The 23,603-nt window shown below is 70.4% G+C and carries 24 protein-coding genes; 12 read left to right on the top strand and 12 right to left on the bottom strand.

The window, feature by feature from the left end; translation table 11 throughout:
• Positions 1–95: 95 nt before the first annotated feature.
• From mbfA to ACP6CK_RS19565, 3 genes are all read left to right on the top strand, one after another.
• Entirely contained in the window at positions 96–1,052 is a 957-nt protein-coding gene (gene mbfA, locus ACP6CK_RS19575) for an iron exporter MbfA (RefSeq protein ID WP_426954980.1), read from the top strand.
• A gap of 67 nt (positions 1,053–1,119) precedes the next feature.
• Positions 1,120–1,800 carry an HD domain-containing protein gene (locus ACP6CK_RS19570; protein WP_426954979.1) on the top strand — a complete coding sequence of 227 codons (681 nt, stop codon included), beginning with the start codon at positions 1,120–1,122 and terminating at the stop codon, positions 1,798–1,800.
• Positions 1,801–1,998: 198 nt separating this feature from the next.
• The gene (locus ACP6CK_RS19565; protein WP_426954978.1) at positions 1,999–2,859 is read left to right on the top strand and encodes a DUF2272 domain-containing protein; all 861 of its coding nucleotides are present in this window, start codon (positions 1,999–2,001) and stop codon (positions 2,857–2,859) included.
• A gap of 34 nt (positions 2,860–2,893) precedes the next feature.
• On the opposite strand, the gene ACP6CK_RS19560 is transcribed toward ACP6CK_RS19565, so the two are convergent.
• From ACP6CK_RS19560 to coxB, 10 genes are all read right to left on the bottom strand, one after another.
• Positions 2,894–3,280, bottom strand: a complete 387-nt coding sequence (locus ACP6CK_RS19560; protein ID WP_426954977.1) for a hypothetical protein — start codon at positions 3,278–3,280, stop codon at positions 2,894–2,896.
• Positions 3,281–3,626: 346 nt separating this feature from the next.
• Positions 3,627–5,114, bottom strand: a complete 1,488-nt coding sequence (locus ACP6CK_RS19555; RefSeq protein WP_426954976.1) for a carboxypeptidase M32 — start codon at positions 5,112–5,114, stop codon at positions 3,627–3,629.
• Positions 5,111–5,839, bottom strand: a complete 729-nt coding sequence (locus ACP6CK_RS19550) for an SURF1 family protein (protein ID WP_426954975.1) — start codon at positions 5,837–5,839, stop codon at positions 5,111–5,113. Before ACP6CK_RS19550 ends, ACP6CK_RS19555 begins: the two co-directional genes overlap by 4 nt.
• A 61-nt stretch (positions 5,840–5,900) precedes the next feature.
• Positions 5,901–6,785 (bottom strand): cytochrome c oxidase subunit 3, encoded by an 885-nt coding sequence (locus tag ACP6CK_RS19545; RefSeq protein ID WP_426954974.1) that lies wholly within the window; start codon positions 6,783–6,785, stop codon positions 5,901–5,903.
• A 309-nt stretch (positions 6,786–7,094) separates the two neighbouring features.
• On the bottom strand, positions 7,095–7,745 hold the full coding sequence (locus tag ACP6CK_RS19540; RefSeq protein ID WP_426954973.1) for a cytochrome c oxidase assembly protein: 651 nt from the start codon (positions 7,743–7,745) through the stop codon (positions 7,095–7,097).
• Positions 7,746–7,754: 9 nt separating this feature from the next.
• Positions 7,755–8,111 carry an MmcQ/YjbR family DNA-binding protein gene (locus ACP6CK_RS19535; protein ID WP_426954972.1) on the bottom strand — a complete coding sequence of 119 codons (357 nt, stop codon included), beginning with the start codon at positions 8,109–8,111 and terminating at the stop codon, positions 7,755–7,757.
• Positions 8,112–8,116: 5 nt separating this feature from the next.
• The gene (locus tag ACP6CK_RS19530) at positions 8,117–8,263 is read right to left on the bottom strand and encodes a hypothetical protein (protein WP_426954971.1); all 147 of its coding nucleotides are present in this window, start codon (positions 8,261–8,263) and stop codon (positions 8,117–8,119) included.
• Positions 8,263–9,204, bottom strand: coding sequence for a heme o synthase (locus ACP6CK_RS19525; protein ID WP_426954970.1), 942 nt, complete (start codon positions 9,202–9,204; stop codon positions 8,263–8,265). The genes ACP6CK_RS19530 and ACP6CK_RS19525 overlap by 1 nt, the downstream gene beginning before the upstream one ends.
• A gap of 54 nt (positions 9,205–9,258) precedes the next feature.
• The gene (gene ctaD, locus ACP6CK_RS19520) at positions 9,259–10,872 is read right to left on the bottom strand and encodes a cytochrome c oxidase subunit I (RefSeq protein WP_426954969.1); all 1,614 of its coding nucleotides are present in this window, start codon (positions 10,870–10,872) and stop codon (positions 9,259–9,261) included.
• 25 nt (positions 10,873–10,897) lie between these two features.
• Entirely contained in the window at positions 10,898–11,863 is a 966-nt protein-coding gene (gene coxB, locus ACP6CK_RS19515; protein WP_426954968.1) for a cytochrome c oxidase subunit II, read from the bottom strand.
• Between the two features lie 377 nt (positions 11,864–12,240).
• On the opposite strand from coxB, the gene trxA reads away from it, so the two are divergent.
• The 3 genes from trxA to ACP6CK_RS19500 are packed head-to-tail and all read left to right on the top strand — an operon-like array spanning position 12,241 to position 14,212.
• Complete coding sequence (gene trxA / locus ACP6CK_RS19510) at positions 12,241–12,579, top strand: thioredoxin TrxA (protein WP_426954967.1); 339 nt, start codon at positions 12,241–12,243, stop codon at positions 12,577–12,579.
• Positions 12,579–13,721, top strand: coding sequence for a PQQ-dependent sugar dehydrogenase (locus ACP6CK_RS19505; protein ID WP_426954966.1), 1,143 nt, complete (start codon positions 12,579–12,581; stop codon positions 13,719–13,721). The genes trxA and ACP6CK_RS19505 overlap by 1 nt, the downstream gene beginning before the upstream one ends.
• Positions 13,718–14,212, top strand: a complete 495-nt coding sequence (locus tag ACP6CK_RS19500; protein WP_426954965.1) for a glutathione peroxidase — start codon at positions 13,718–13,720, stop codon at positions 14,210–14,212. Before ACP6CK_RS19505 ends, ACP6CK_RS19500 begins: the two co-directional genes overlap by 4 nt.
• Before the next feature lie 52 nt (positions 14,213–14,264).
• On the opposite strand, the gene ACP6CK_RS19495 is transcribed toward ACP6CK_RS19500, so the two are convergent.
• Both ACP6CK_RS19495 and ACP6CK_RS19490 read right to left on the bottom strand, forming a co-directional pair.
• The gene (locus tag ACP6CK_RS19495) at positions 14,265–14,984 is read right to left on the bottom strand and encodes a DUF2161 family putative PD-(D/E)XK-type phosphodiesterase (RefSeq protein WP_426954964.1); all 720 of its coding nucleotides are present in this window, start codon (positions 14,982–14,984) and stop codon (positions 14,265–14,267) included.
• A 2-nt stretch (positions 14,985–14,986) separates the two neighbouring features.
• The gene (locus ACP6CK_RS19490) at positions 14,987–16,723 is read right to left on the bottom strand and encodes a mucoidy inhibitor MuiA family protein (RefSeq protein WP_426954963.1); all 1,737 of its coding nucleotides are present in this window, start codon (positions 16,721–16,723) and stop codon (positions 14,987–14,989) included.
• A gap of 187 nt (positions 16,724–16,910) precedes the next feature.
• On the opposite strand from ACP6CK_RS19490, the gene ACP6CK_RS19485 reads away from it, so the two are divergent.
• From ACP6CK_RS19485 to ACP6CK_RS19460, 6 genes are all read left to right on the top strand, one after another.
• Entirely contained in the window at positions 16,911–18,164 is a 1,254-nt protein-coding gene (locus ACP6CK_RS19485; protein ID WP_426954962.1) for a class I SAM-dependent methyltransferase, read from the top strand.
• Entirely contained in the window at positions 18,161–18,670 is a 510-nt protein-coding gene (locus ACP6CK_RS19480) for a YdcF family protein (RefSeq protein WP_426954961.1), read from the top strand. Before ACP6CK_RS19485 ends, ACP6CK_RS19480 begins: the two co-directional genes overlap by 4 nt.
• Positions 18,671–18,884: 214 nt before the next feature.
• The gene (locus ACP6CK_RS19475; RefSeq protein ID WP_426954960.1) at positions 18,885–20,039 is read left to right on the top strand and encodes an MFS transporter; all 1,155 of its coding nucleotides are present in this window, start codon (positions 18,885–18,887) and stop codon (positions 20,037–20,039) included.
• 88 nt (positions 20,040–20,127) lie between these two features.
• On the top strand, positions 20,128–20,490 hold the full coding sequence (locus ACP6CK_RS19470) for a hypothetical protein (protein WP_426954959.1): 363 nt from the start codon (positions 20,128–20,130) through the stop codon (positions 20,488–20,490).
• Positions 20,491–21,447 carry a hypothetical protein gene (locus tag ACP6CK_RS19465; RefSeq protein WP_426954958.1) on the top strand — a complete coding sequence of 319 codons (957 nt, stop codon included), beginning with the start codon at positions 20,491–20,493 and terminating at the stop codon, positions 21,445–21,447.
• Between the two features lie 851 nt (positions 21,448–22,298).
• Positions 22,299–23,534, top strand: coding sequence for an argininosuccinate synthase (locus ACP6CK_RS19460; RefSeq protein WP_426954957.1), 1,236 nt, complete (start codon positions 22,299–22,301; stop codon positions 23,532–23,534).
• The last annotated feature ends 69 nt before the right edge of the window (positions 23,535–23,603 follow it).

Genomic DNA, 23,603 nt, shown 5'->3' with positions numbered 1-23,603 from the left:
GGCCGCGCCCGGTAAACGCGAACGCCTCCCGCTCGCATCCAACGCCTTGGAATCTCTACTGTTCGGGACGAACGCGACCGGTTACGTGGGATCGCATGAAGCACTTCTCCGAGCTGTCGGAGGCCGAGACCCTCGCCCTGGCCATCGCGAACGAGGAGGAGGACGCGCGCATCTACGCGACCTTCGCGATGCGCCTGCGCCCGGACTACCCCGCCTCCGCGAAGATCTTCGACGGCATGGCGGAGGAGGAGCAGGGCCACCGGAACCTGCTCCTCGGGCTCTACGAGCGGAAGTTCGGCAAGGAGCTGCCGCTCATCACCCGCCAGGACGTGCGCGGCTTCCTCCGCCGCAACCCCGTCTGGCTCGCCGAAGACCTGCGGATCGAGGCGGTGCGGCGCCAGGCCGCGATCATGGAGCTGGAGGCCGGCGAGTTCTACGCGAAGTCCGCCGAGCGCGCCCGCGACACCGACGTGCGCCGCCTCCTCGGCGACCTCGCGCTCGTCGAGCGCAAGCACGAGGCGCGGGCGGAGCAGCTCACCGAGACGCATCTGACGGAATCCGCGCGCGCGAGCGAGGCGGAGACCGCGCGCCGCCTCTTCGTGCTGCAGGTCGTGCAGCCCGCCCTCGCGGGACTGATCGACGGCTCCGTCTCCACCCTCGCGCCGATCTTCGCCGCCGCCTTCGCCACGCATTCGAGCTGGGAGACCTTCCTCGTCGGCCTCGCCGCCTCGATCGGCGCCGGCATCTCCATGGGCCTGACGGAGGCGCTGTCGGATGACGGCGCCATCACCGGCCGCGGCAATCCCTGGCTGCGCGGGCTCGCCTGCGGGCTGGCCACGGCGCTGGGCGGGCTGGGGCACGCCCTGCCCTATCTCATCCCCGACTTCTGGACGGCCACCGGCGTCGCCGGCGCCGTGGTCGCGCTGGAGCTCGTCACCATCGCCTGGGTCCGCTGGCGCTACATGGAGACGCCCTTCGGCGCCGCGCTCGTGCAGATCGTCCTCGGCGGCGTGCTCGTCCTGCTCGCCGGCATCTTCATCGGCAGCGCGTGACGGCCGCGCCGGACCGCCCGGTCGGGGAGAGCCTCGCGGCGACCGCGCGGAGGCCGTAAGCGTCCCCATGACCGCCGAAACCCCGCCCCGCCCGCCGGATGACGACGCCTTCGCCGACCTGCTGTCGGCGCTTCCCCCGGCCGCCGCCACGCCCGTGCGCGCCGCCATGGCCGAGCCCTGGCGCCGCTACCACGCCGCCTGGCATCTCGGCCGGATGTGGCGGCTGCATCAGGCGCACGGGCCGCGGGACTGGGACGCCGACCTCGCCCTCGCGATCGCCTTCCACGACATCGTCTACCGCCCGCAGGCCGCGCGCCACGACAACGAGTACCAGTCGGCCGCCACCCTGCTCGCGAATGCCGCGCCCCTGGCACTGCCGCCCGCGCGGGCCGCGCGGATCGCGACCTGGATCATCGCCTCGGCCGACCATCTCGGGCAGGGCGCCGCGCTCGTCCCGGTATCCGACGAGGCCGGTGCCTGGTTTCTCGATCTCGACCTCGAGCCCCTCGCCTCCGACGACTTCGCCGCGAACACCGCGCTCATCCGGCAGGAGTTCGCGCATGTGCCCGACGCCGGCTTCTCGGTCGGCCGGCGCGCCTTCCTCGAATCGGTCGCGGCTGCGCCGCGACTCTTCCGGACGCGCACCGCGGACCGCCTGGGATGGGAGGAGGCGGCGCGGCGGAACATCGCCGCCGACCTGCGGGACGAACCGGGCGGCTCTTGTCCGGGTCCGGTTGAGGGAACCTGACCCTGGGGAAGGCGTCGCCTTCCCCAGACCCCATCCACCAGGGAGCGAACGCGCTCCCTGGACCCGCGTCGGATGAACGGCGGGATCCGTGGCCAAAGATGCGTCGCGGAGCGGCCTTGGGACGAAGGTCGCGCGACGCGGGTCGTGACAGACACAACAAATAAGAAATTGCTGCGCAGGCGAGACCAGGGCGAAACCATGGCGGAAACAGCCCGATACCCGAACATGCGCCGCATCTTCCCCCTCCTGCTCCTTCCCCTGCTCGCCGCCTGCGCCTCCACATCGGAACCGCCGCCCGCACGCACCGCCGCCGTGACGCGCAGCGCCGCCGGCCCCTTCGGCGAACGCCTCGCCGCCACCGCCGAGCGCGAGTGGCGCGACTGGGGCCGGATCACCGTGGATGGCTGGCCCGTCGCGCTGGACCGCACGCCCGACGCAACGCCGGAGCTGTTCGAGCGTCTGATGACCTACTGGTCCGCGACGCGCGATGGGCCGGGCATCGTCGCCGCCCACCGCCACTTCCGCGACACCATCACGGTGCCCTCCGCCACCACCGCCTCGCTCGATCCGGCGGTGGGGCTCGGCTTCAACGTCATCCCGTCGAACGTCTCCATCTCCTCCTACAACAACCCCGCCTGGTCGGCGGCCTTCGTCAGCTACGCGATGCAGGAAGCGGGGGCAGTCGGCTTCCGCCCCGCCTCGGCCCACGCGCTCTACCTCGACGGCCTGTTCGCCCAGGCGGCCGCCAACCCGGCGGACGCGCCCTACATCCCGCGCACGCCCACGGAGTACGCGCCGCGCCCCGGCGACCTCGTCTGCTGGGACCGCTCCGCCTCTCCCCTGCCCAACTGGCAGTCCCGCATGCTGGAGACGGGGCGCTCCCGGCCCATGCACTGCGACATCGTCGTGTCTGCCACCACCGGCCGCGTCGACCTGATCGGCGGCAACGCGCTCGACGTGGTGCTGCGCCGGCGCGTGGAGACGGACGCGCAGGGCCTGCTCGTGCCGCCCCCGCTCGACCGGCCGCCCTACCTCGTGGTGATGGAGAACCGCCGCTGACGTCGGTCCGCGTCGGGACGCACCCCGACGCGGCTCAGAAGGGCGAGTGGAGGCGCCGGATCTCGCGGTCCAGTCGCCCCGGCAGGTCCGCGATGTCCTGCGCCAGGTCCTTCACGTTCTCCCGGTAGGGGCACAGCGGGTTCACCGAGTTGCCGTTCAGCACATAGGAGTACCAGATGCCGGCGAAGGCGGTGGCGCCCGTGCCGGAGCCGCCGGAGACGCCGAGCCCGCTGGACGCGAAGAAGAAGGACTCGTTCAGGGAAAGGCTCGCGCTGCGCAGCCGGAAGCCGAAGATCCCCGCGCCGCCGTAGCGGGCAAAGGCGAAGCCCCCGATCGAGGCCAGTTCCCAGTCGCTGGCCGTATCGTCATAGGTCGCCATGCAGGCGTCCTCCGCGCTGTCGGTGCGAGCGAGGAGGCTCACGACGCGGCATTCCGTGCGGGGAACGGGGTGGTCGCGTGCGTCGCGTCATGACGATGCGTCCACGTCACGCGATCGCGATTCAAGACGGCCGCGTCAACGACAACCGAACTGCATCAACGGCCGCGCGCATGCGTGACTGGGATGCATGCGCTTCGCACGACAGCGAGGCGCGCGTTCCCTATGGCCACGAGCGACGCGCTCTGCCGCGACGGTCCGTGCGCACCGGACAACAGGGTTCGCGCTCCGCGCGCCGACGCACGGGATACCGCGGAACAAGCATCATCCTGTCCGCGGCAGCCTGACAAAAAGAGAAGGGGGCCCGGGGGAATTCCTTCCCCCGGCCTTCCTACCCCTCCAGATACCGAGCCTTCACATGCGCCATGAAGGCCCCGGGATCGAGCGGCTGGCCGGTCGCCGCCGTCATCAGCTCCTGGAAGCCGAGCAGCGAGCCGCGCTCATGCACGGACACGCGCAGCCACCCCATCAGCGGCCCGAGGTCGCCGCGCCCGAGCGCCTCGTCCAGCCCCGGCAGCGCCGCGCGCGCCGCGGCCATGAGCTGCGCCGCCGCCATCGCGCCGAGCGTGTAGGACGGGAAGTATCCGAAGGCCCCGTCATGCCAGTGGATATCCTGCAGGCACCCCCGCGCATCATCCGGCGGCGTGATGCCGAGCAGCGCCTGCATCCCCTCCGCCCAGGCCCCCGGCAGGTCCGCCACGGCGAGGTCGCGGCCGATGAGCGCCCGCTCCAGCCGGAAGCGCAGGATCACATGGGCAGGATAGGTCAGCTCATCCGCCTCCACCCGGATGAAGCCGCGCCCCACGCGCCGCCAGAGCCGCGCGAGGTTGGACGGCGCATAGGCCGCCGGCGCCCCGCCGAAGGCCGCGTGCAACTCAGGCCCGAGCCAGGAGAGATAGGCATCGGAACGGCAGGCCTGCATCTCCACGATCAGGGACTGGGATTCATGCGCCGCCATGCCGGCCGCCTCGCCCACGGGCTGGCGGGCCTGGGCGGCGGGCAGCCCGCGCTCGTACATCGCGTGGCCGGTCTCGTGCAGCACGCCGAGCAGCGCCTGGGCGAAGGCACCCTCGTCGTAGCGCGTGGTGATCCGCACATCCGTCGGCGTGCCGCCGCAGAAGGGATGGGTGCTCTCGTCCAGCCGCGCATGGTCGTAATCCAGCCCCACCCGCTCCGACAGACGGCGGCACAGCGCGCGCTGCACCTCCGCGGGGAAGGGACCCTCCGGCTGCGCCGGGGCGGGCCGGCGCGCCTGAATCTCCTCCGCGCGGGGAAGGGCGTCCTTCAGGAACCGCTCATAGGCCGCGAAAACCGGCTCCACGTCGGCCGCGCCGATTCCCCGCTGATACCCCTCCATCAGCGCGTCATAGGGCGCGAGTCCGGTGGCGGCGGACAGCGCCTGCGCCGTCTCCCGCTGCAGCCGCACCACATCCTCCAGCCAGGGGCGGACGGCCGCGAAGTCCGAGCGCGCGCGGGCCTCGCGCCACACCTTCTCGCAAGCGGAGTTCGCGCGGGCCGTGGCCTCCACCAGCTCGGCCGGCAGGGCGGTAGCGCGCAGATGGGTTCGCCGCATCAGCGCGAGGTTCGCCTCGTCCCAGGGCCCCTCCGCGCCGGCGACGTCGAGCTCCTCGGCCACCTCCGGCGCGGTCAGCAGCCCGTGGGACAGCCCGGCCAGGACCGCCAGCTGCTCCCCCCGCGCGGCGCCGCCGCCGGGCGGCATCACGGCCGCCGCATCCCAGTGGAGCATGGCGGCCGCTTCCCCCAGCGTCGCAATGCGCGCGAAGCGGGATTTCAGGCTCGCATAGGCGGCATTGTTCATGCGTCGACCCCGGAGGCCGGGCCCTCGGCCCTTCGATTGCGGGACAGGATGAAAGCGGCCAGCACCCCGACCAGCGCGGCGGCCAGCCCGTACCAGGTGATGGCATAGCCGAGATGCGGGTTGTTCGGTCGCGGCAGCCGGCGCGCCGGCTCCGGCAGGGCGGCGGGTGCGGCTGCATCCGGCGCCAGCGCGACGAGGAACCAGGGCAGCACGCCGGGAAGCCCGAGCGCCGTCCCGATCGCTTCCGGATCGGCCGTGTAGAACCGGCGCCCCGCCGGATCGTCGGCCGGAGAGAAAAGCCCCCGCGCCACGCCCTGCAGCGCGTAGCCCGTCACGCGCACCGGCCCATCCGGCCGCGAGACCGGCGCCGCGGCACGGTCCAGCGGCACCCAGCCCCGGTCCACCAGCAGCGGGGGCAGGCCCTCGGTCACCAGCGGCGTGACGAGGTGACCGCCGAGGGCGCCGTTCCGCACCTCCACCCCCAGCAGCGATTCCCGGTCATGCAGGAAGCGGCCCGTCGCCTCCAGCTTCGCCAGCTCGGGCGGGTTCGCGGTGAGCGGCGCTGGCGGCCCGGCCTCCGCGGCCGCCACCGTCTCCAGCAGCGCCGTCTTCCACTGCAGGCGCCGAACCTGCCACGTCCCCAGCGTCAGGAGCACGGCCAGGACCGGCAGGGCGGCCAGCACGGCGGGCCAGACCCTCCGACGGGGCGGCGCGACCGGCGCCATCAACGACGAACCCCGCCCGGCGGACCGGGCGGGGCTCCAGGGGGTGGGAGGGGCAACCCGGTCAGTGCTCGGCGATGACGCCGGCGCCCCAGACGTAGATGCAGACGAAGAGGAAGAGCCACACCACGTCCACGAAGTGCCAGTACCAGGCGGCCGCCTCGAAGCCGAAATGGCGGCGCGGCGTGAAGTCCCCGCGCCAGGCGCGAACCCAGCAGACCGCCAGGAAGATCGTGCCGACGATCACGTGGAAGCCGTGGAAGCCGGTCGCCAGGAAGAAGGTGGAGGGGTAGACGCCGCCGCCGGAGAAGGCGAAGGGCGCCTCCCGGTACTCCACCGCCTGCAGCGTGGTGAAGAAGATGCCGAGCCCGACCGTGAGCGCCAGACCCTGGAGCATCCCCTTCCGGTCGCCCTCGATCAGCGCATGGTGCGCCCAGGTCACCGTGCAGCCCGAGAGCAGCAGGATCATGGTGTTCAGGAAGGGCAGGCCGAAGGGATCGAAGGTGTGGATGCCGGCCGGCGGCCAGATGTGCCGCTCGGCGCCGGACACATGCTCCGGATACAGCGCGAAGTGGAAATAGGCCCAGAAGAAGGCGACGAAGAACATCACCTCGGAGGCGATGAAGAGCGACATGCCATAGCGCATGCCGATCCGCACGATCGGCGTGTGGACGCCGGGCTGCTTCGACTCCCGCACCACGTCGCGCCACCACAGGAACATGGTCGCGAGCAGGCCGAGCACGCCGAGCCCGAACATCCAGTGGATGTTGTTGTGGGCCCAGAGCACGATCCCGAAGAGAAGCGCTCCGCCCGAGAAGGCCCCGAGGAGCGGCCAGGGGGAGGGATCGACGAGGTGATAGGGGTGCTTGTGCGGCGCCGGCGGCTCGTCCGGCTCCGGCCGCGTCAGGGCGTTCAACTGCGCGGCGTCTGACATCGGGGTGCTGGCCATCGGGCGTCCTGATCTCGGCGTGGCGCCATCCATCCCGCAAACGCCGGGCGCGATCAAGGGTTCGCGCCCCGTGTTGCGCTCGTGGCGCGCGGGAAAGGCTCAGCCTTTCCCCCGGCCCCCTGACCGCCGGGAACCTGAGGTTCCTGGACCTCCATGCTCGACGTGATGGCCGCTGGCCAACGGGCTCCGTTGAGCACGGCCCACAAGAGCCCCGGTGTCGAGCGGCGTCTGACAGATGCGGGGGTTCGGGGGGCCTCAGGCTCCCCGGCCGAGGGGGTCCGGGGGAGGCGGAGCCTCACCTGGGGGCGATCAGCGCGTCACAGTCCCGCGCCCGACATGCGGCCCCGCGCTGGCCAGCGCGCCCGCCCGCTCGGCGTCGGCCAGGGTGCGGAAGAAGGTGTAGTTCAGCGTGACGGTGCGGATGTCGCGGGTGTTCGGGTCCTGCGCCATGGCCGGGTCCACCCAGAAGGAGACGGGCATGTCCACGGACTGACCGGGCTGCAGGGTCTGCGCGTCGAAGCAGAAGCAGGCCACCTTGTGGAAGTAGCGGCCCACCACCTCCGGCGTGACGTTGTAGGTCGCCACGCCCTCCACGGGCGTGCTCGCCTCGTTGGCCGCGCGGTAGAAGGCCACCCCGGACTCGCCGAGGTGCAGGGTCATGGAGGGCTGATCCGCCTCGAACCGCCAGGGCAGCGAGGGGTGGGTGTTGGCGGCGAAGCGCACCGTCACCTGCCCCGCGACCGCACCGGGCGCGGGCGGGCTGCCGATCTGCACCGTGCCGTTGTAGCCGGTGACGCGGCAGAACATGGCGTAGAGCGGCACGGCGGCGAAGGAGAGCCCGACCATGCCGACGACGGTGGCGAGGGCGGCGAGGCCGACGCGGCGGTTCCGGGTGGCGATGCGCGGGTCCATGGGCGGGAGATGGACGCTTTCCGCGCGGGGCTCAAGCGTCGTGCTCAAACGTCCTGCTCAAGGGTCCGGGGCGATCCCGCCGGCCAGCCGCTTCGGCGCGGTCAGGGCGTAGCTCCGGCGGATGATGGCCTCCACCTCCGTCCAGTCGGGCCGGTCGCCGAGCCGCATGCCGATCCAGCCCTTAGGGCCGACATAGGGCGGGGCGAAGAAGCGGGCGGGATCGGCGCCGATCAGCACGGCCTGCGCCCCGGGCGGCGCCTTGCACCAGACGGAAAGACCGGCCTCGTCGCGGCGGGGCATGGCGAAGATCTTGTCCCGCACGCGGAAGGTGGGGGCTTCCCAGGTCTCCTTCTCCGTCGCCTCGGGCAGGGAAAGGCAGAGGCGGCGAAGCCGTGCGAGCGGGGAGGCCGCCACGGGGGTCAGCCCATTTTCACCCGGACCATGCTGATGACGTAGAACAGCAGTACCATGACGATCAGCACCGCCAGCATGCCGAGGTTGCGGGCGCGGCGCCGCCGGTAGAAGGCGTCGCGCTCCGCCTCGGTCATCGTCACCGGCTCGGGCATCAACCCAGCACCCAGTGGTCCACCGCCAGCGCGGCGAAAAGCCCGGCGAGGTGGAGCAGGGAGAAGCGGAAGGCGTGCCGCGCCGCCAGGTCGCCGACGAGGCTCACGCCCCGCTCATCCTGCGCCTCCCGCAGCACGCGATGCGCGTGGAAGAGGAACCCGGCGCCCAGGACCACCGCCGTGGCGCCGTAGATCCAGCCCGCGAGGCCGAGAAGGCTCGGCAGCAGGCCGAGCGGCGCGAGGAGCAGCGTGTAGAGGAGGATCTGCCGCCGCGTCTCCCGCGCCCCCGCCACCACCGGGAGCATCGGCACGCCCGCCCGCTGGTAGTCGCCGTGCGCCCAGAGCGAGAGCGCCCAGAAATGCGGCGGCGTCCAGACGAAGACGATGGCGAAGAGGATCAGCGGCAGCACGTCCACCCCGCCCGTCACCGCCGCCCAGCCGATCACGGGCGGGAAGGCCCCGGCCGCGCCGCCGATGACGATGTTCTGCGGCGTCCGGCGCTTCAGCCACATGGTGTAGACCAGGACGTAGAACAGGATGGACCCGGCCAGCCAGCCGGCCGCATGCCAGTTCGTCGCCAGCCCCATCAGCAGCACCGAGAAGACCGCCAGCACGATCCCGAAGCCCAGCGCCGCCTCGGGCGCGATGCGGCCGGCGGGGATGGGCCGCCGGGCGGTGCGGCGCATCACCGCGTCGATGTCCCGGTCGTACCACATGTTGATGGCGCCCGCGGCCCCGGCGCCCAGCGCGATGCAGAGGATCGCGACCGCCGCCAGCACCGGATGGATCGGCCCCGGGGCCACCAGCATGCCGACCGCGCCGGTGAAGACCACCAGGGTCATCACCCGCGGCTTCAGCAGCGCCGCCCAGTCCCGAAGCTCGGACCAGTCGGCAGAAACGGGAAGGGGGGCCGAAGCCCCCCTTTCGATCAGGTCGCTCATGCGCCGGTCCATACCCGCCCCGGCCGATGCGGGGCAACCGGGAACCGCAGCGCGTTACCGAATGCGCGGCAGCTCGTCGAAGGTGTGGAAGGGCGGCGGGGAAGCCACCTGCCACTCCAGCGTCGTCGCACCCTCGCCCCAGGGGTTGGCCGCCGCCTTCTCCCGCCGGAGGAAGGTCACGACCACCACGTAGATGAAGAGCAGGAAGGACGCGACCGAGATATAGGCCCCGATCGAGGCGACCATGTTCCAGCCCGCGAAGGCGTCCGGATAGTCCGGGTAGCGCCGGGGCATGCCCTGGGCGCCGAGGAAGTGCATCGGGAAGAAGGTCAGGTTCACGCCGATGAAGGTGAGCCAGAAGTGGATCTGGCCGAGGCGCTCAGGGTACTGGTAGCCGCTCATCTTGCCGATCCAGTAGTAGAAGCCGGCATAGATCGAGAAGACGGCACCCAGCGACAGCACGTAGTGGAAGTGCGCCACGACGTAATAGGTGTTGTGCAGGATGAAGTCGACCGGGGCATTGGCCAGCTTCACGCCGGTCACGCCGCCCACGGTGAACAGGAAGATGAAGCCGATCGCGAAGAGCATCGGCGTGCGGAAGTCCAGGCTGCCGCCCCACATGGTGGCGATCCAGGAGAAGATCTTGATGCCCGTGGGCACCGCGATGATCATCGTGGCGGCCATGAAGTAGGCCCGCGTGTCCACGTCGATGCCGGACGTGAACATGTGGTGCGCCCAGACCACGAAGCCCACCACCCCGATCGCGACCATGGCGTAGGCCATGCCGAGATAGCCGAAGATCGGCTTGCGGGAGAAGGTGGACAGCACGTGGCTGATGATCCCGAAGCCCGGCAGGATCATGATGTAGACCTCGGGGTGCCCGAAGAACCAGAACAGGTGCTGGAACAGCACGGGGTCACCACCGCCGGCCGGCTTGAAGAAGGCGGTGCCGAAGTTGCGGTCCGTGATCAGCATGGTGATCGCGCCGCCCAGCACGGGCACCGACAGCAGCAGCAGGAAGGCCGTCACCAGCATCGACCAGACGAAGAGCGGCATCTTGTGCAGCGTCATGCCCGGGGCGCGCATGTTGAAGATGGTGGTGATGAAGTTCGCCGCGCCGAGGATCGAGGACGCGCCCGCCAGGTGCAGCGCGAAGAGCGCCATGTCCATAGACATGCCCGACTGGTACTGGCTGTCCGACAGCGGCGGGTAGATCGTCCAGCCCGCGCCCGCGCCCTCGCCCACGAACATGGAGCCGCCGAGCAGCAGGAAGGCCGGCACCAGCAGCCAGAAGGAGATGTTGTTCAGCCGCGGGAAGGCCATGTCCGGCGCGCCGATCATGATCGGCACGAACCAGTTGCCGAAGCCGCCGATCAGGGACGGCATGATCACGAAGAACACCATCACCAGCCCGTGGGCCGAGACGACGGCGTTCCAGGCCTGGCCGCTGCCGAAGAACTGAAGGCCCGGCTGCTGCAGCTCCATCCGCATCAGCAGCGACAGGCCGACGCCCAGGAACGCCGCGATGATGGAGAAGATGATGTAGAGGGTGCCGATGTCCTTGTGGTTCGTGCTGAACAGCCAGCGCGCCACGAAGCCCGGCGTGTGGTCGTGGTGGTCATGCGCCCCGTGGGCGTCGTGGGAATGGTCGTGGGCCGCGGTTGCCATTGGTCTTGTTCCTGTCAGGCCGCCCTTACCGGCGGACCTCCGCCTCGTTCGCGATAGCCGCCGCCGGCGCTTCGATCGCCGCGACATCCGTCCGCTGGTCCCGCTCCGGCCAGCCCGGGGCCTGGCCCTGGGCGAAGCGGGTCCGGGCCTGGGCCACCCAGGCGTCGAACTCCTCCCGCGGCACGGCGCGGACGGCGATCGGCATGAACCAGTGGTTGTTGCCGCAGATCTGGTTGCACTGGCCGTAGAAGGTGCCGGGCCGGTCGGCGCGCATCCACGCCTCCATCGTCCGGCCGGGGATCGTGTACTTCTGGATGCCGAGGGACGGCACGAAGAAGGAGTGGATCACGTCGTGTCCCGTGGTCATCACCCGGATCGTCGCGCCCACCGGGATCACCAGCGGGTTGTCCACGGACAGGTTCCGCAGCTGCCCCGGCCGCAGCTCGTTGTCGGCGATGGGATAGCTGTCGAACTCGAAGTTGCCGTTGTCCGGATAGCCGTAGTGCCAGAACCACTGGCGCCCCTGCACATTGATCGTCAGGTCCGCCTCCCGCGCGCGGTCGGCGTAGTAGATCAGCCGGAAGCTCGGGATGGCGATGACGATCAGGATCAGCACCGGGATCACCGTCCAGGCGATCTCCAGCAGGGAGTGGTGGCTCACGCGGGACGGGTTCGGGTTCCGCCGCGCGTCGTAGCGCCAGATCACCCAGGCCAGCAGCGCGGCCACGAAGATCGTGATCGCGATGATGATCCACAGGATCAGCTGGTTGAAGTCGTGGATCGTCTCCTTCAGCACGCCGCCCGCCTGCTGGAGGTCGATGCCCCAGGGATGGGGGGCGCCGAGCATCTCGCCCGGCCGCACCGCGTCCGCTGGGGCGGCCGTCGCCGCGCCCGCCGGGGCGGCGGGCGCCGCCCCCTGGCCCAGGGCCGCACCCCCGAGGGAGGCCGCCCCGGCCAGCGCCATCAGCGCCGAGAAGAAGATCCGCCGCATTCCGCCGTCCTGATCCCGCCGACCCGCCGCCGGCCCGGATCCGATCCGGGGCGCCGCCGGGCGGCCACCTGCCGCAACACCATCCGCCGGCCGCGTCCCGGCCCGGCGGCCCCCGCGACCCGCGCCGCCCTGGCCAGAGCCGGGGCCGCGCTGCGCTGCGGGACATCGCCGGACACTAATCACGCGTCGCCCTCCGGCACAAGGCGCCGACCCCCACCTTGTGCTGCCCGATCAACGCGCAAGACCCGCGCCCGTCACGGGGCTGGATGGCGCCCGGCGCCCCTGTCCCGGCGCCCCTGTCTTGACCCCTGCCCCCCGCGCCACGACCTACAACCCCGACGCGCGCCCGAGCCGGCGGCGCGCAGGGAATGAGAGCCATGAGCGAGAACACCAAGGCCGTCAGCGACGAGAGCTTCAAGACGGACGTGCTGGACGCCTCCGGCCCCGTGCTGGTGGACTTCTGGGCCGAGTGGTGCGGCCCCTGCCGCATGGTCGGCCCCATCCTGGACGAGATCGGCCGCGACTATGCCGGCAAGCTGACCGTCGCGAAGGTGAACATCGACGAGAACCCGATGACCCCGAACGAGTACGCGGTCCGCGGCATCCCGACGATGATCCTCTTCAAGGACGGCAAGCCCGTGGACACGAAGGTCGGCGCCATGCCGCGCGGCCAGCTGCGGGACTGGGTGGACCAGGCGATCGGCGCCAAGGCCTGATGCCCCTGCCCCGCGCCGCCTTCCTCGCCCTGGCCGGGCTCCTCGCCGCCTGCGCGGCGGACCCGGCCACGTCGCAGGAGGTGGTGCGGAGCGAGCGCGCGGCCTTCCGGGTCGCGACCTTCGCCACCGGGCTGGACCATCCCTGGGGCGCGGCCTTCCTGCCGGATGGCCGCCTCCTGGTGACGGAGCGCCCGGGCCGCCTGCGACTCGTCGGCCGTGACGGCACCGTCTCCCGCCCCCTCTCCGGCACACCGGAGGTCGTGGCCGAAGGCCAGGGCGGCCTGCTGGACGTGGCCCTCGCCCCGGACTTCCCCCAGACCCGCCAGATCTACCTCTGCTCCGCCGGGGCCGCGGCGGGCGGAGTCCTCACCCGCCTCTCCTCCGCCACCCTGGCGCCCGATGATTCCGGCCTGACCGGCACCCGCACCCTGCTGGACGCCACCCCCGCCCAGTCCCGCGGCCGCAACCACTACGGCTGCCGGATCGCCTTCGGCCGGGATGGCAAGCTCTACCTCTCCACCGGGGAGCGCTTCATCGAGCAGCCCCGCGCCCAGCGCCTGAACGACCTCGGCGGCAAGGTGCTCCGTCTGGAACGGGACGGCCGCCCCGCCGAGGGCAATCCCTTCATCGGCCGGGCCGGCGCGCGGCCGGAGATCTACTCCTACGGCCACCGCAACCCGCAGGGCCTCGCGGTGAACCCTGCCACCGGCTCCATCTTCGAGGTGGAGTTCGGCCCCCGCGGCGGCGACGAGGTGAACCTCCTCCGCCCCGGCGCGAATTACGGCTGGCCCGTCGTCTCCTATGGCGTGAACTACGACGGCTCGGCCGTCGGGACCGGCCAGCAGCGCGCCCCGAACATCGAGGAGCCGCTGCGCCACTGGCCCCCGGCCGTCAGCCCCTCCGGCGCCTCCTTCTATACGGGGGAAGCCTTCCCGGCCTGGCGCGGCAACCTCTTCCTCTCCGCCCTCAGCCCGCCCGGCCTCGTGCGCCTGACCGTGGAGGGCGACCGCATCACCGGGGAGGAGCGCATGCTCACCGGCCGCACCCGCTTCCGCCACGTCCTGCCCGGGCCAGACGGCTTCCTCTACCTCCTGACGGACGAGACGGCCGGCCGCATCCTCCGCCTGGAGCCCGCGGGTTGAGCGGCCTGCTCGACCTCTCCGCGCCGAAGCCGGGCGGCGGAGAGGCCCCCCTCTCGGACCTCCGCGGCCGGGTGCTGCTGATCGTGAACACCGCCAGTCGCTGCGGCTTCACCCCCCAGTATGAGGGCCTGGAGGCCCTGCACCGGGAATACGGCCCCCGCGGCCTCTCGGTCCTCGCCTTCCCCTGCAACCAGTTCGGCCGGCAGGAGCCCGGGGACGCGGCGGAGATCGCGAATTTCTGCCGCACCACCTACGACGTCACCTTCCCCGTCTTCGGGAAGATCGAGGTGAACGGCGCCAACGCCCACCCGATCTTCCGCCACCTGAAGGAGGCCGCCCCCGGCGCCCTCGGGACCGAGGCGATCAAGTGGAACTTCACGAAGTTCCTGGTGGACCGGGACGGGACGGTCGTCGCCCGCTACGCCCCCGCCACGCCGCCGGCGAAGCTGCGGGCGGATATCGAGCGGTTGCTGGGACCGTCGCCCGCGTGACTCCGGGGGAGGGGAGGAATTCTCTCCCCCGGACCCCCACTCATCTCTTTCTTCAAGGCTGCCGCGGAAGGGTCTCGGCCGTCTCCGCGAAGCGGTCGAGCGCGGCCCGCCCCTCCTCCGTCAGCGCGTAGACCCCCCGCCCCTCCCGCACGAACCAGCCATAGACGTTGCGCCGCAGCATGGTCGCGGCCTTCTCCGCATGCACCCGCAGATCCCGCGGCCGCGCCGGCCCCGCGCGCAGCGCCCCGGCCATCGCCAGCGCCTCCTGCCGGTACGCCGTCATGACCGGCGCGCGGGTGGAACCGCCGCGCGTCGGATCGCCGCGCCGCCGCGAGTGCTCCCGCAGGATCATCTCCCGCCGGTGCAGGTTCGGCCGCGGACGATAGGGAGAGGGCTCGGCCAGCACCTCCACCCGCCCGGTCGTCAGCGTCACCGCCAGCAGCCCGAAGCCGAGCAGCCGGCACAGCCGCTGCGCCCGCCCGTCCCGGTCCCGCCCGCGCCGCGTCGCGCGCACGGCCAGCCACACCTCGTCCGCCGCCCGCAGCCGGTCCACCCCCTGCAGCACCAGGTCGAGGGTGAACGCCATCTTCAGTTCGGTGATCACCAGGAAGGGCGGCTCCCCCGCGCGCACCGCGACGATGTCGCAGCCGCAGACCTCCCCCTTCGCCTCGTAGCCCAGCCCCGTCAGATGGGCCTTCACCGCGTCGTAGAGCGACGTCTCCGGCGTGCGCCGCCGCGAAACCCGCGGCGCGGGAACGGCCCCGTCCGGCATCCCTAGCGCGGCAGCCCCGTGATCACCCGCCCCTCCGGCGCCGTGGCCTGCCAGCCGAAGCGGATGCGCCGCGCCTCCCCGGGCGCATAGGTCGCGGTCCAGGCCGTGACGCCGGGCCGGTCCTCCACGTCGCGCGCGGTCGGCGTGGGATCGGCCGTCACCGCCACGACCAGCTCGCTGTCGCCCGAAACCGGCGCCGCATCCAGCACCGTGATCTCGATCGGCCTCGTGTGCTGGCTCGTCACCGTCATCAGCCCCTCCGCGCTGCGGACCACCCGGCGGCCACTGAGAAAGCCGCCCGTCTCCCGCCGCCCTTGCTCCTGCGGCTCATACACCACGCGCACGCGGTCGTCGGCCCCGAAGGGCAGCGTCACCGGCTCGCCCGGCCGCAGGAGCGCCAGGTCGGCCCGGCCGATGAAGGCGCCGTCCAGGTGCAGCGCCACGGGGCCGGGCAGCAGCGGCTCCCGCGCCGGGCTGTTGAAGCGCGCCTCCAGATAGGACCGCGGCTCCAGCCGCGGCGTCGTGCGGCCGGCCAGCCGCACCTCCACCGGATGGTCGGCGATCCGCACCCGCCGCTCCGTCCCGTCCGCCCGCAGGTCGGCGGTCCCGGGAATCACGTACTGCACGGACAGCCCGGCGGCGGCGATCGTGGCCCCGGCCCGCGTCGCCTCCACCGGCGGCGGGGTAGCGGGCTGTTCCGGGGGAGCCATGGTGATGGGCGCCGACGAGGGCGCGGGCGCGGGGGGCGGCAACATGCCGGCCGCCCCCCGATACGCCGCATCCCCGCGCGGCGTCGCCGGTGCCACCGACTGCAAGGCGATCCGCCAGGGCTGCAACGCCGGCGGCTGCACCCCGGCCGAGGGCCGCGCCGTGGACAGCGTCAGCGACACGCCCGCCCAGTCCTCCCCGGTGGATTGCCGGATCGCCGCCTCCTGCCGCAGCTCCAGCCGCCCCGCGCCGCTGTCCAGCCGCGCCTCATAGACCAGGCGCCACCCGGCGCCGCGCACCTGATACGTCACCCCGATCTCGAACCGGGTCGGGGCCGCGGCGGACACGGCCACCGCGATCTCCTGCGCCACCGGCTGTCCCGGGCGCGGCGGAGCCGGCGTCGCCGCGCGCAGCTCCGCCTGCAACGCCGCCAGCCGCTCCTCCAGCGGCCGCTTCTCCAGCCGGATGCGCCGGGCGCCCTCCGCCGCGGCCGCGAGTCCCTCCCGCACCGCCGTGCGGGCCTCCGCCCAACCGCCGGGGTTGTCGGCCAGCCGCTGCGCCGGCGCGGTCCCGGCCGGAGCAGGCCGGGCCTCCGCGGCGGCCCCCGCCAGCCGCTCCACGAAGGACTGCTCCGCGCCGAAGGCGGCCAGCCGGATATCCAGCTCCGCGATCGCGTCCTCCGTCTCCCGGATGCGCCGCCGCAGATCGTTCCCGCGCGGCCCCGCATCCGGCGCGCCTTCCACCCGCGGTCGCAGGTCCACCGAGCCGATCGCGACCGCTCCCGCCCCCTGTCCCCGCGCATTCACGCTGTCCGGCAGGATGCCGGCCGGCACGTCCCGCAGGATCAGCACGCGGTCCCCGGCCGGCAGCTCCACGACCCCGCGCCGCGTCACCGCCGCCTGATCGGGATAGACGATCACCGCGACCGGCCGTGCCTCCACCTCCAGCCGGGTCTGCGCCCCGGCGCCGAAGGCCAGCCCCCCCGAGGCGAGGGCAAGGGTGGAGAGCAGGAGGAACGGTCGGCGGCGCATGGTGGGGATACCCTGAACGTCAACAGGCCCCCCATCCTGCCAGAGGGTCGTCCGTTCCCGGCGCGGAATGCTGTCGCATGCGTCGTGCGGCGCCCGCCCCCTGCCTCTGGCCCAGCCCCGGCCCTGGAACGGCCACGCCCCAACCACCCGAATTCCAGCCCGCCCCGATCCCGTCTATTCCCCGCCCATGCCGGACCGGACCGACGCCCAACTCGCCGCCCAGTACGAGGCGCTGCCCTACCCCGCCCGCGACCCGCGGGACGAGGCGAAGCGCCTCGTCGTCGGCAGCCCCTCCCACCTCCTTGAAGTGGACCACTGGGTCTTCGGCGCCCGCCGCCCCGCCTCCCGCCCCCTCCGCGCCCTCATCGCCGGCGGCGGCACCGGCGACGGCGCGATCATGCTCGCCCAGCAGATGGCCTGGCGCGCCCGCCCCGGCGACGTCACCTGGCTCGACCGCTCCTCGGCCGCCCGCGCGGTCGCCGAGAAGCGCGCCGCCGCCCGCCACCTCACCAACCTCCGCTTCGTCGAGGGCTCGATCCTCGACCTCCCCGACCCCGCCCTCGGCCGCTTCGACTACATCGACTGCTGCGGCGTCCTGCACCACCTGCCCGACCCCGCCGCCGGCCTGAAGGGCCTCGCCGCCTCCCTCGAGCCCGGCGGCGGCATGGGCATCATGGTCTACGCCCCCCACGGCCGCACCGGCGTCTACATGCTCCAGGACGCCCTCCGCCTCCTCGCCCCGCCCGACGAAGCCCCCGCCGCCCGCGTGGACCTCGCCAAGCGCGCCATGCGCCACCTGCCCGAGACCGCCTGGCTCAGGAAGAACCCCTGGATCACCGACCACCTCCCCCTCCCGCAGGGCGGCGGCGATTCCGGCCTCTACGACCTGCTCCTCAACCCCCGCGACGTCGCCTTCACCGTCCCCCAGCTGGCATCCCTGGTCGAGGGCGCCGGCCTCCGCATCGCCTGCCTCGTCGAGCCGGTCCGCTACGACCCCGATCCCCTCCTCCCCGATCCCCGCCTCCGCGCCCGCACCGCGACGATGGACCCCATCACCCGCGCCGCCCTCGCCGAGGCCCTGGCCGGCAACATGGGCATCCACATCGCCTACCTGCAGCGCGCCGAAGACCCCCCCGCCACCGCCGATTGGACCAACCCCGACGCCGTCCCTGTCCTCCGCGAGCTCGACGGCCCCACCCTCGCCCGCAGCGCCCGCGACACCCTCCCCGTCACCTATGACGGCCTGCGCCTGACCCTCCCCATCCCCCGCCTCGCCGCCGCCATCCTCGCCCAGCTCGACGGCAAGAAGACCCAGGCCGAGATCGCCCGCGCCGTCGAAGCCGGCGGCGCCGCCCCCGCCGCCGTCGCCCGCGACATGACCGCCCTCCGCCAGACCCTCGAATCCCTCAACCGCATGCTCCTCGCCGCCCCCGCCCGGTGACGACCGCCCCCCGCCCCGCCATCGTCATCTTCGGCGCCGCCGTTCGCCGCGACGGCCTGCCGAGCGACACCCTCCGCCGCCGCGTCGCCGCCGCCGTCCGGACCGGCGCCCCCCTGCAAAACCCCCTCTACATCCCCACCGGTGCCCAGGGCCGCCACGGCCCCCGCGAATCCCTCGTCATGGCCGCCCTCCTCCGCGAAGCCGGCATCCCCGCCGAATCCATCCGGGAAGAACCGACCGGCGCCGACACCCTCTCCTCCGCCTGGGCCACCGCCGCCCTCCTCCGCGGCCATGCCGGAGACGTCCTCGCCGTCTCCTCCCGCTACCACCTCCCCCGCTGCGTGATGCTGCTCCGCCTCGCCGGCCTGAAGGCCCGCCCCGGCCTCCCCGCCCAGCCCGGCCCGGGCTTCGCCGAATGGCGCTGGCGCCTCCGCGAAGCCCCCGCCATCCCCTACGACGCGGTCCTGGCGGTCTGGCGTCGGCTGGTGTCGCGCCGTCCTGGGTGAAAGGCGCCGCCTTTCCCCCAGACCCCCTATCCGCGAGGGGACTTGTCCCCTCGACCCCGCTTAGACGCCTTCGGCGGGAAGGGCCCCTTGGGACCCTCCCCGCCGAAGGCATAAAATGGGTCCCAAGGGACTAGTCCCTTGGCGGATTGGGGTCCGGGGGAAGGCAGAGCCTTCACCCGGGGCACCACACCAGCCCCACAGCCAGGACGCCCCGTTGCCCATCATCTTCCTCATGGCCGCCGTCCTCACCATCGGCTGGGGCGCCCGCCTGCTGGACCCGCTCCTCCCCACCCTCGCCCGCGAATTCGGCACCACCACCGGCGGCGTCGCCCCCGTCATCGCCGGCTACGCCCTCACCTACGGCGCCGGCCAGGTCCTCGTCGGCCCGCTCGGGGACCGCCTCGGCAAGCTCCGCGTCATGACCGTCGCCATGCTCGCCTACGGAGCCCTCACCCTCACCACGACCCTCGCCCTCGGCCTCACCACCATGACGGCCATCCGAATCGTCACCGGCCTCTTCGCCGGCGCCGTCTTCCCCCTCGCCCTCGCCTGGATCGGAGACACCGTCCCCTACGACCAGCGCGTCGCCACCATCGGCCGCCTGCTGACCGGCATGGTCATCGCCCACCTCCTCGCCGGCCCCGTCTCCGGCGCCGTCGCGGAGGCCCTGGGCTGGCGCGCCGCCTTCCTGGGCCTCGGCGCCTTCACCCTCTGCGCCGCCACCCTCATCGCCACCCGCCTGGGCCGGGAGGCCTGGACCGCCCCGCCCAGCGAGCCCGCCACCGCCGGCGGCAGCCTCGCCGCCTACCTCCTCCTGGCCCGCAACCCCGCCGCCCGACGCCTGATGATCGCCGCCTTCGTGGACGGCCTCCTGCTCTTCGGCGGCGCCTTCCCCTACGCCGGCGCCTACCTGATCGAGGTCTTCCACCTCACCCCCGCCACCGCCGGTCTCGTCGTCGCCGCCTTCGGCCTGGGCTCCCTCGCCTGGACCCGCATCGCCCGCCGCATGTCCGCCTGGCTGGGGGAGGCCCGCCTGATGCTCTACGGCGGCCTCAGCCTCGGCGCCGGCTTCCTGACCTGGGCCGCCGCCCCCGGCTGGTGGCTCGTCGCCGCCACCCAGGTCGCCATGGGCCTGAGCTTCTTCATGCTCCACGGCGTCCTCCAGGCCCGCGCCACCGAGGCCCTGCCCGAAGCCCGCGCCACCTCCGTCTCCGGCTTCGTCATGGCCCTCTTCCTCGGCCAATGCGCCGGCAGCCTGCTGTTCGGCTGGCTGATCGAGGGGGTGGGCTACCGGGGGGCGTTCGTGGTGGCGGCGGTGGGAGTGGCGGGATTAGGACGCTCCGTAGGTTCTTCAAAGCGCTTGAGATGATGGGGGGACTTCTCGGAGCACTCAAAACGTTGCAGGGTGCTGCAGAACAAACACGTCCAACCCAACCACAAGACTGAGATCGCACGCGATGACGAAAACAGCTCAAGTCGAAGGTGAATTTATCTCCGTACGTCCGCTTCTAACAACTTTGGCAGTTGCTCGTTCAGGGGACAACTCGATTCCTGGGCACTATTGTCCTGATCAACAAGTCTGGGTTGTAGAAACGAATTCCGGGCCAAAACCTCTTGTCCAAGTTTGCGCGCATTCTGCTGAGTTGACCACAAAAACGAAGGCTCAGCAGGAGCAAGATGATCAAGCTTGGCCTGCGTTGATGGAAGGTACGACAAAAACATCGGTGAGACAGGAGCGGGATGACGCAAGCTTACGAGATCTGGCAATTTTGGAGTTGGCGACGAAAACGGAGGTGAAAGTAGAGCGAGACGACCGGTAGATGATTCTAGTTATAACCAACCGTAGAGATATTACAAGCGATTACATTATCCTTGAATTGAAACGTCGTAATATGGAATATTTTCGATTCAACACAGAAGATTTGCCCGAAGCTCAAGTTTGGTTCCGTCCGGAAGAGGCGTGCTGGACAATCAATCTGGGCAGTAATATTATAACCTCGAAGCGTGTTTCTGCGGCGTATTTTCGACGACCTGGGGCGGTATCCGTGAATAGTCAGGTAAAGTCGCTACCTGAGCGCCTCTATGCAACTCATGAGTGGTCTGAAGTGCTGCGTTCGATTTACGGAGTACTCGATGGCAAGTGGCTTAATTCGCCCACAGCAATTTTTCGTGCAGAGAACAAGTCTTTGCAACTAAGCACCGCCTATTCTCTTGGCTTCTCAATACCTCAAACGATTATAACAAATGCCTTTCACATGGCGGCGGAGTTCGCCAACGGCGGGCACACCGTCGCAAAACCTTTGCGCGAGGCTCTCCTAGATGATGATGGAGAGGAACGTGTTATTTTTACGAGCAGGGTAACTGAGCAATTCAGCAATATGCCATCAGCAGCAGTTTCTGCGGCACCGATTATTTTTCAGCGCGAGATTTTCAAAGCTTTTGACCTGCGCATAACTGTTGTTGCCGATCGCGTATTTGCCGTCGAAATTCACTCTCAACATAAAACTGAAACAGAAGTTGACTGGAGAAAAGGATCCCATCCCGACACACCTCACAAAGTTCACGCCCTTCCGGACGAAATAGAAAGCGCCTGCATTGATTTGACGAAGAAACTCGGATTGCGTTTCGGCGCGATCGATATGGTTTTAGACAAAGCCGGAAGATATTGGTTCTTAGAGATAAATCCAAACGGGCAATGGGCATGGATTGAAAACCGTACTGGTTTGCCGATCTCAGCAGCAATTGTCGACACATTACAGGCCATTGCATTGTCATGAGCAATATTCGGAGCTTTACCGATTTAATCTGGCCTACGCTCGAAGGTTGGGGGGCTAGTGAGCTATCCACTCAAAGGCACGGAAACCTTGACGATGTTCATGACATCAAGAGCACATCTTGGGACGTTTGCTCTGAATTGGCGTTAGAAGAGGCAAAACGCCTTTACTCGGAGGAGGAGGGGCGACGGCAGTCAACGGAAAGCAAGGCATCTACGTATCTTCTTGTAATTGCGCCACTCATGGCTTTGCTCACGTATCTTGAGAACGCGGTGTGGGACTCTAAACTTGGCACGACACCCAAATTCTTAAGCTTGCCTCTGCTTGCCATAGGGGTTCTTTACATTGCCTGGGCAGGCTTATGGGCATTTCGCACCATGACAGTGGGAACATATGTGCGCCTGGACACATACGACCTGACCCGCTTGTGGCGATCTACTGAAGGAAACAAAGCCGCCGCACTAACTGCTGAGCTATTGATAGCTACGAGGCGGAACAGAGATGCAATTAACGCTAAAGTATCTGCGTTGAGAATGGCTCACGAATTCATAGTTCGAGGCTTTCTGTCATTTGGCCTTCTCGTCGTAGTGGTCGCTGTTTGGGGTGTCTGGCAGGTGTTCGTCCCACCAACATAGCGGCAACTCCGCAATTAGATTAGCAGACTGTCGGAGTAACCGTCTAGCTTAGCAGGCCGAGTTGCTGCTCGGCGACTTGCATACCGCTTTGTACGTGCCCCCGCCTTGCCCCCAGGCCCCCGCTGCGGCACACGCAAGCGGCCGGCGCCACGCGCCAGCCCTGCCGCCCCGGCGCCGCACCCAACCCCGCGGCCCCGGCCCAACCAAGGTCCCCTGCCGATGCGCGTGAAAGACGTGAAGAAGGTGGTGCTCGCCTACTCCGGCGGCCTCGACACCTCCGTCATCCTCAAATGGCTCCAGACGGTCTACCGCTGCGAAGTGGTGACCTTCACCGCCGACCTCGGCCAGGGTGAGGAACTCGGCCCCGCCCGCGACAAGGCGAAGCTTCTCGGCATCCGGGACGAGAACATCTTCATGGACGACCTGCGGGAAGAATTCACCCGCGACTTCGTCTTCCCGATGTTCCGCATGAACGCCCTCTATGAAGGCTGCTACCTCCTCGGCACCTCCATCGCCCGCCCCCTGATCGCGAAGCGCCAGATCGAGATCGCGGAGAAGGTCGGCGCCGATGCCGTCGCCCACGGCGCCACCGGCAAGGGCAACGACCAGGTCCGGTTCGAACTCAGCTACTACGCCCTCAAGCCGGACGTGAAGGTCATCGCCCCCTGGCGCGAATGGGACCTCACCTCCCGCACCCGCCTCCTCGAATTCGCCGAATCCCACCAGATCCCCATCGCCAAGGACAAGCGCGGTGAGGCCCCCTTCTCCGTGGACGCCAACCTCCTGCACAGCAGCAGCGAAGGAAAGGTCCTCGAAGACCCCTGGGACGAGCCGCCGGAAACCGTCTGGCAGCGCACCATCCCCGCCCAGGACGCCCCCGACACCCCCACCGAGATCACCATCGGCTTCACCCGCGGCGACGCCACCTCGATCAACGGCGAACCCCTATCGCCGGCCACCCTGCTGACCCGCCTGAACGCCCTCGGCAAGGAAAACGGCATCGGCCGCCTGGACCTGGTCGAGAACCGCTTCGTCGGCATGAAGTCCCGCGGCGCCTACGAAACCCCCGGCGGCACCATCCTCTACACCGCCCACCGCGCCATCGAATCCATCACGCTCGACCGAGAGGCCGCCCACCTCAAGGACAGCCTGATGCCCCGCTACGCGGAGCTGATCTACAACGGCTTCTGGTTCTCCCCGGAACGCCGCATGATCCAGGCGATGGCCGATGCCTCCCAGGCCAGCGTCACCGGCGACGTCCGCCTGAAGCTCTACAAGGGCAACGTCCTCGTCACCGGCCGCCGCAGCCCGCACAGCCTCTACTCGATGAAGCACGTCACGTTCGAGGAAGACCAGGGCGCCTACGACCAGTTCGACGCGCAAGGGTTCATCAAGCTGAACGCGCTCCGCCTGCGCCTCGGCGCCATGGCCGGCCGCAAGGGCGGCGCCCTCTGACCCCGTGGCGGGGAAGAGGAACCCCCTCTCCCCCGCCACGCCCTCTCCCGTCCGGAGACCCCATCACCG

Origin of the sequence: Muricoccus radiodurans (assembly GCF_050154705.1) — a bacterium.
In the GTDB taxonomy this organism is placed as follows: Bacteria; Pseudomonadota; Alphaproteobacteria; order Acetobacterales; family Acetobacteraceae; genus Roseomonas; species Roseomonas radiodurans.
This window is presented reverse-complemented; position numbering and strand designations above follow the sequence as displayed.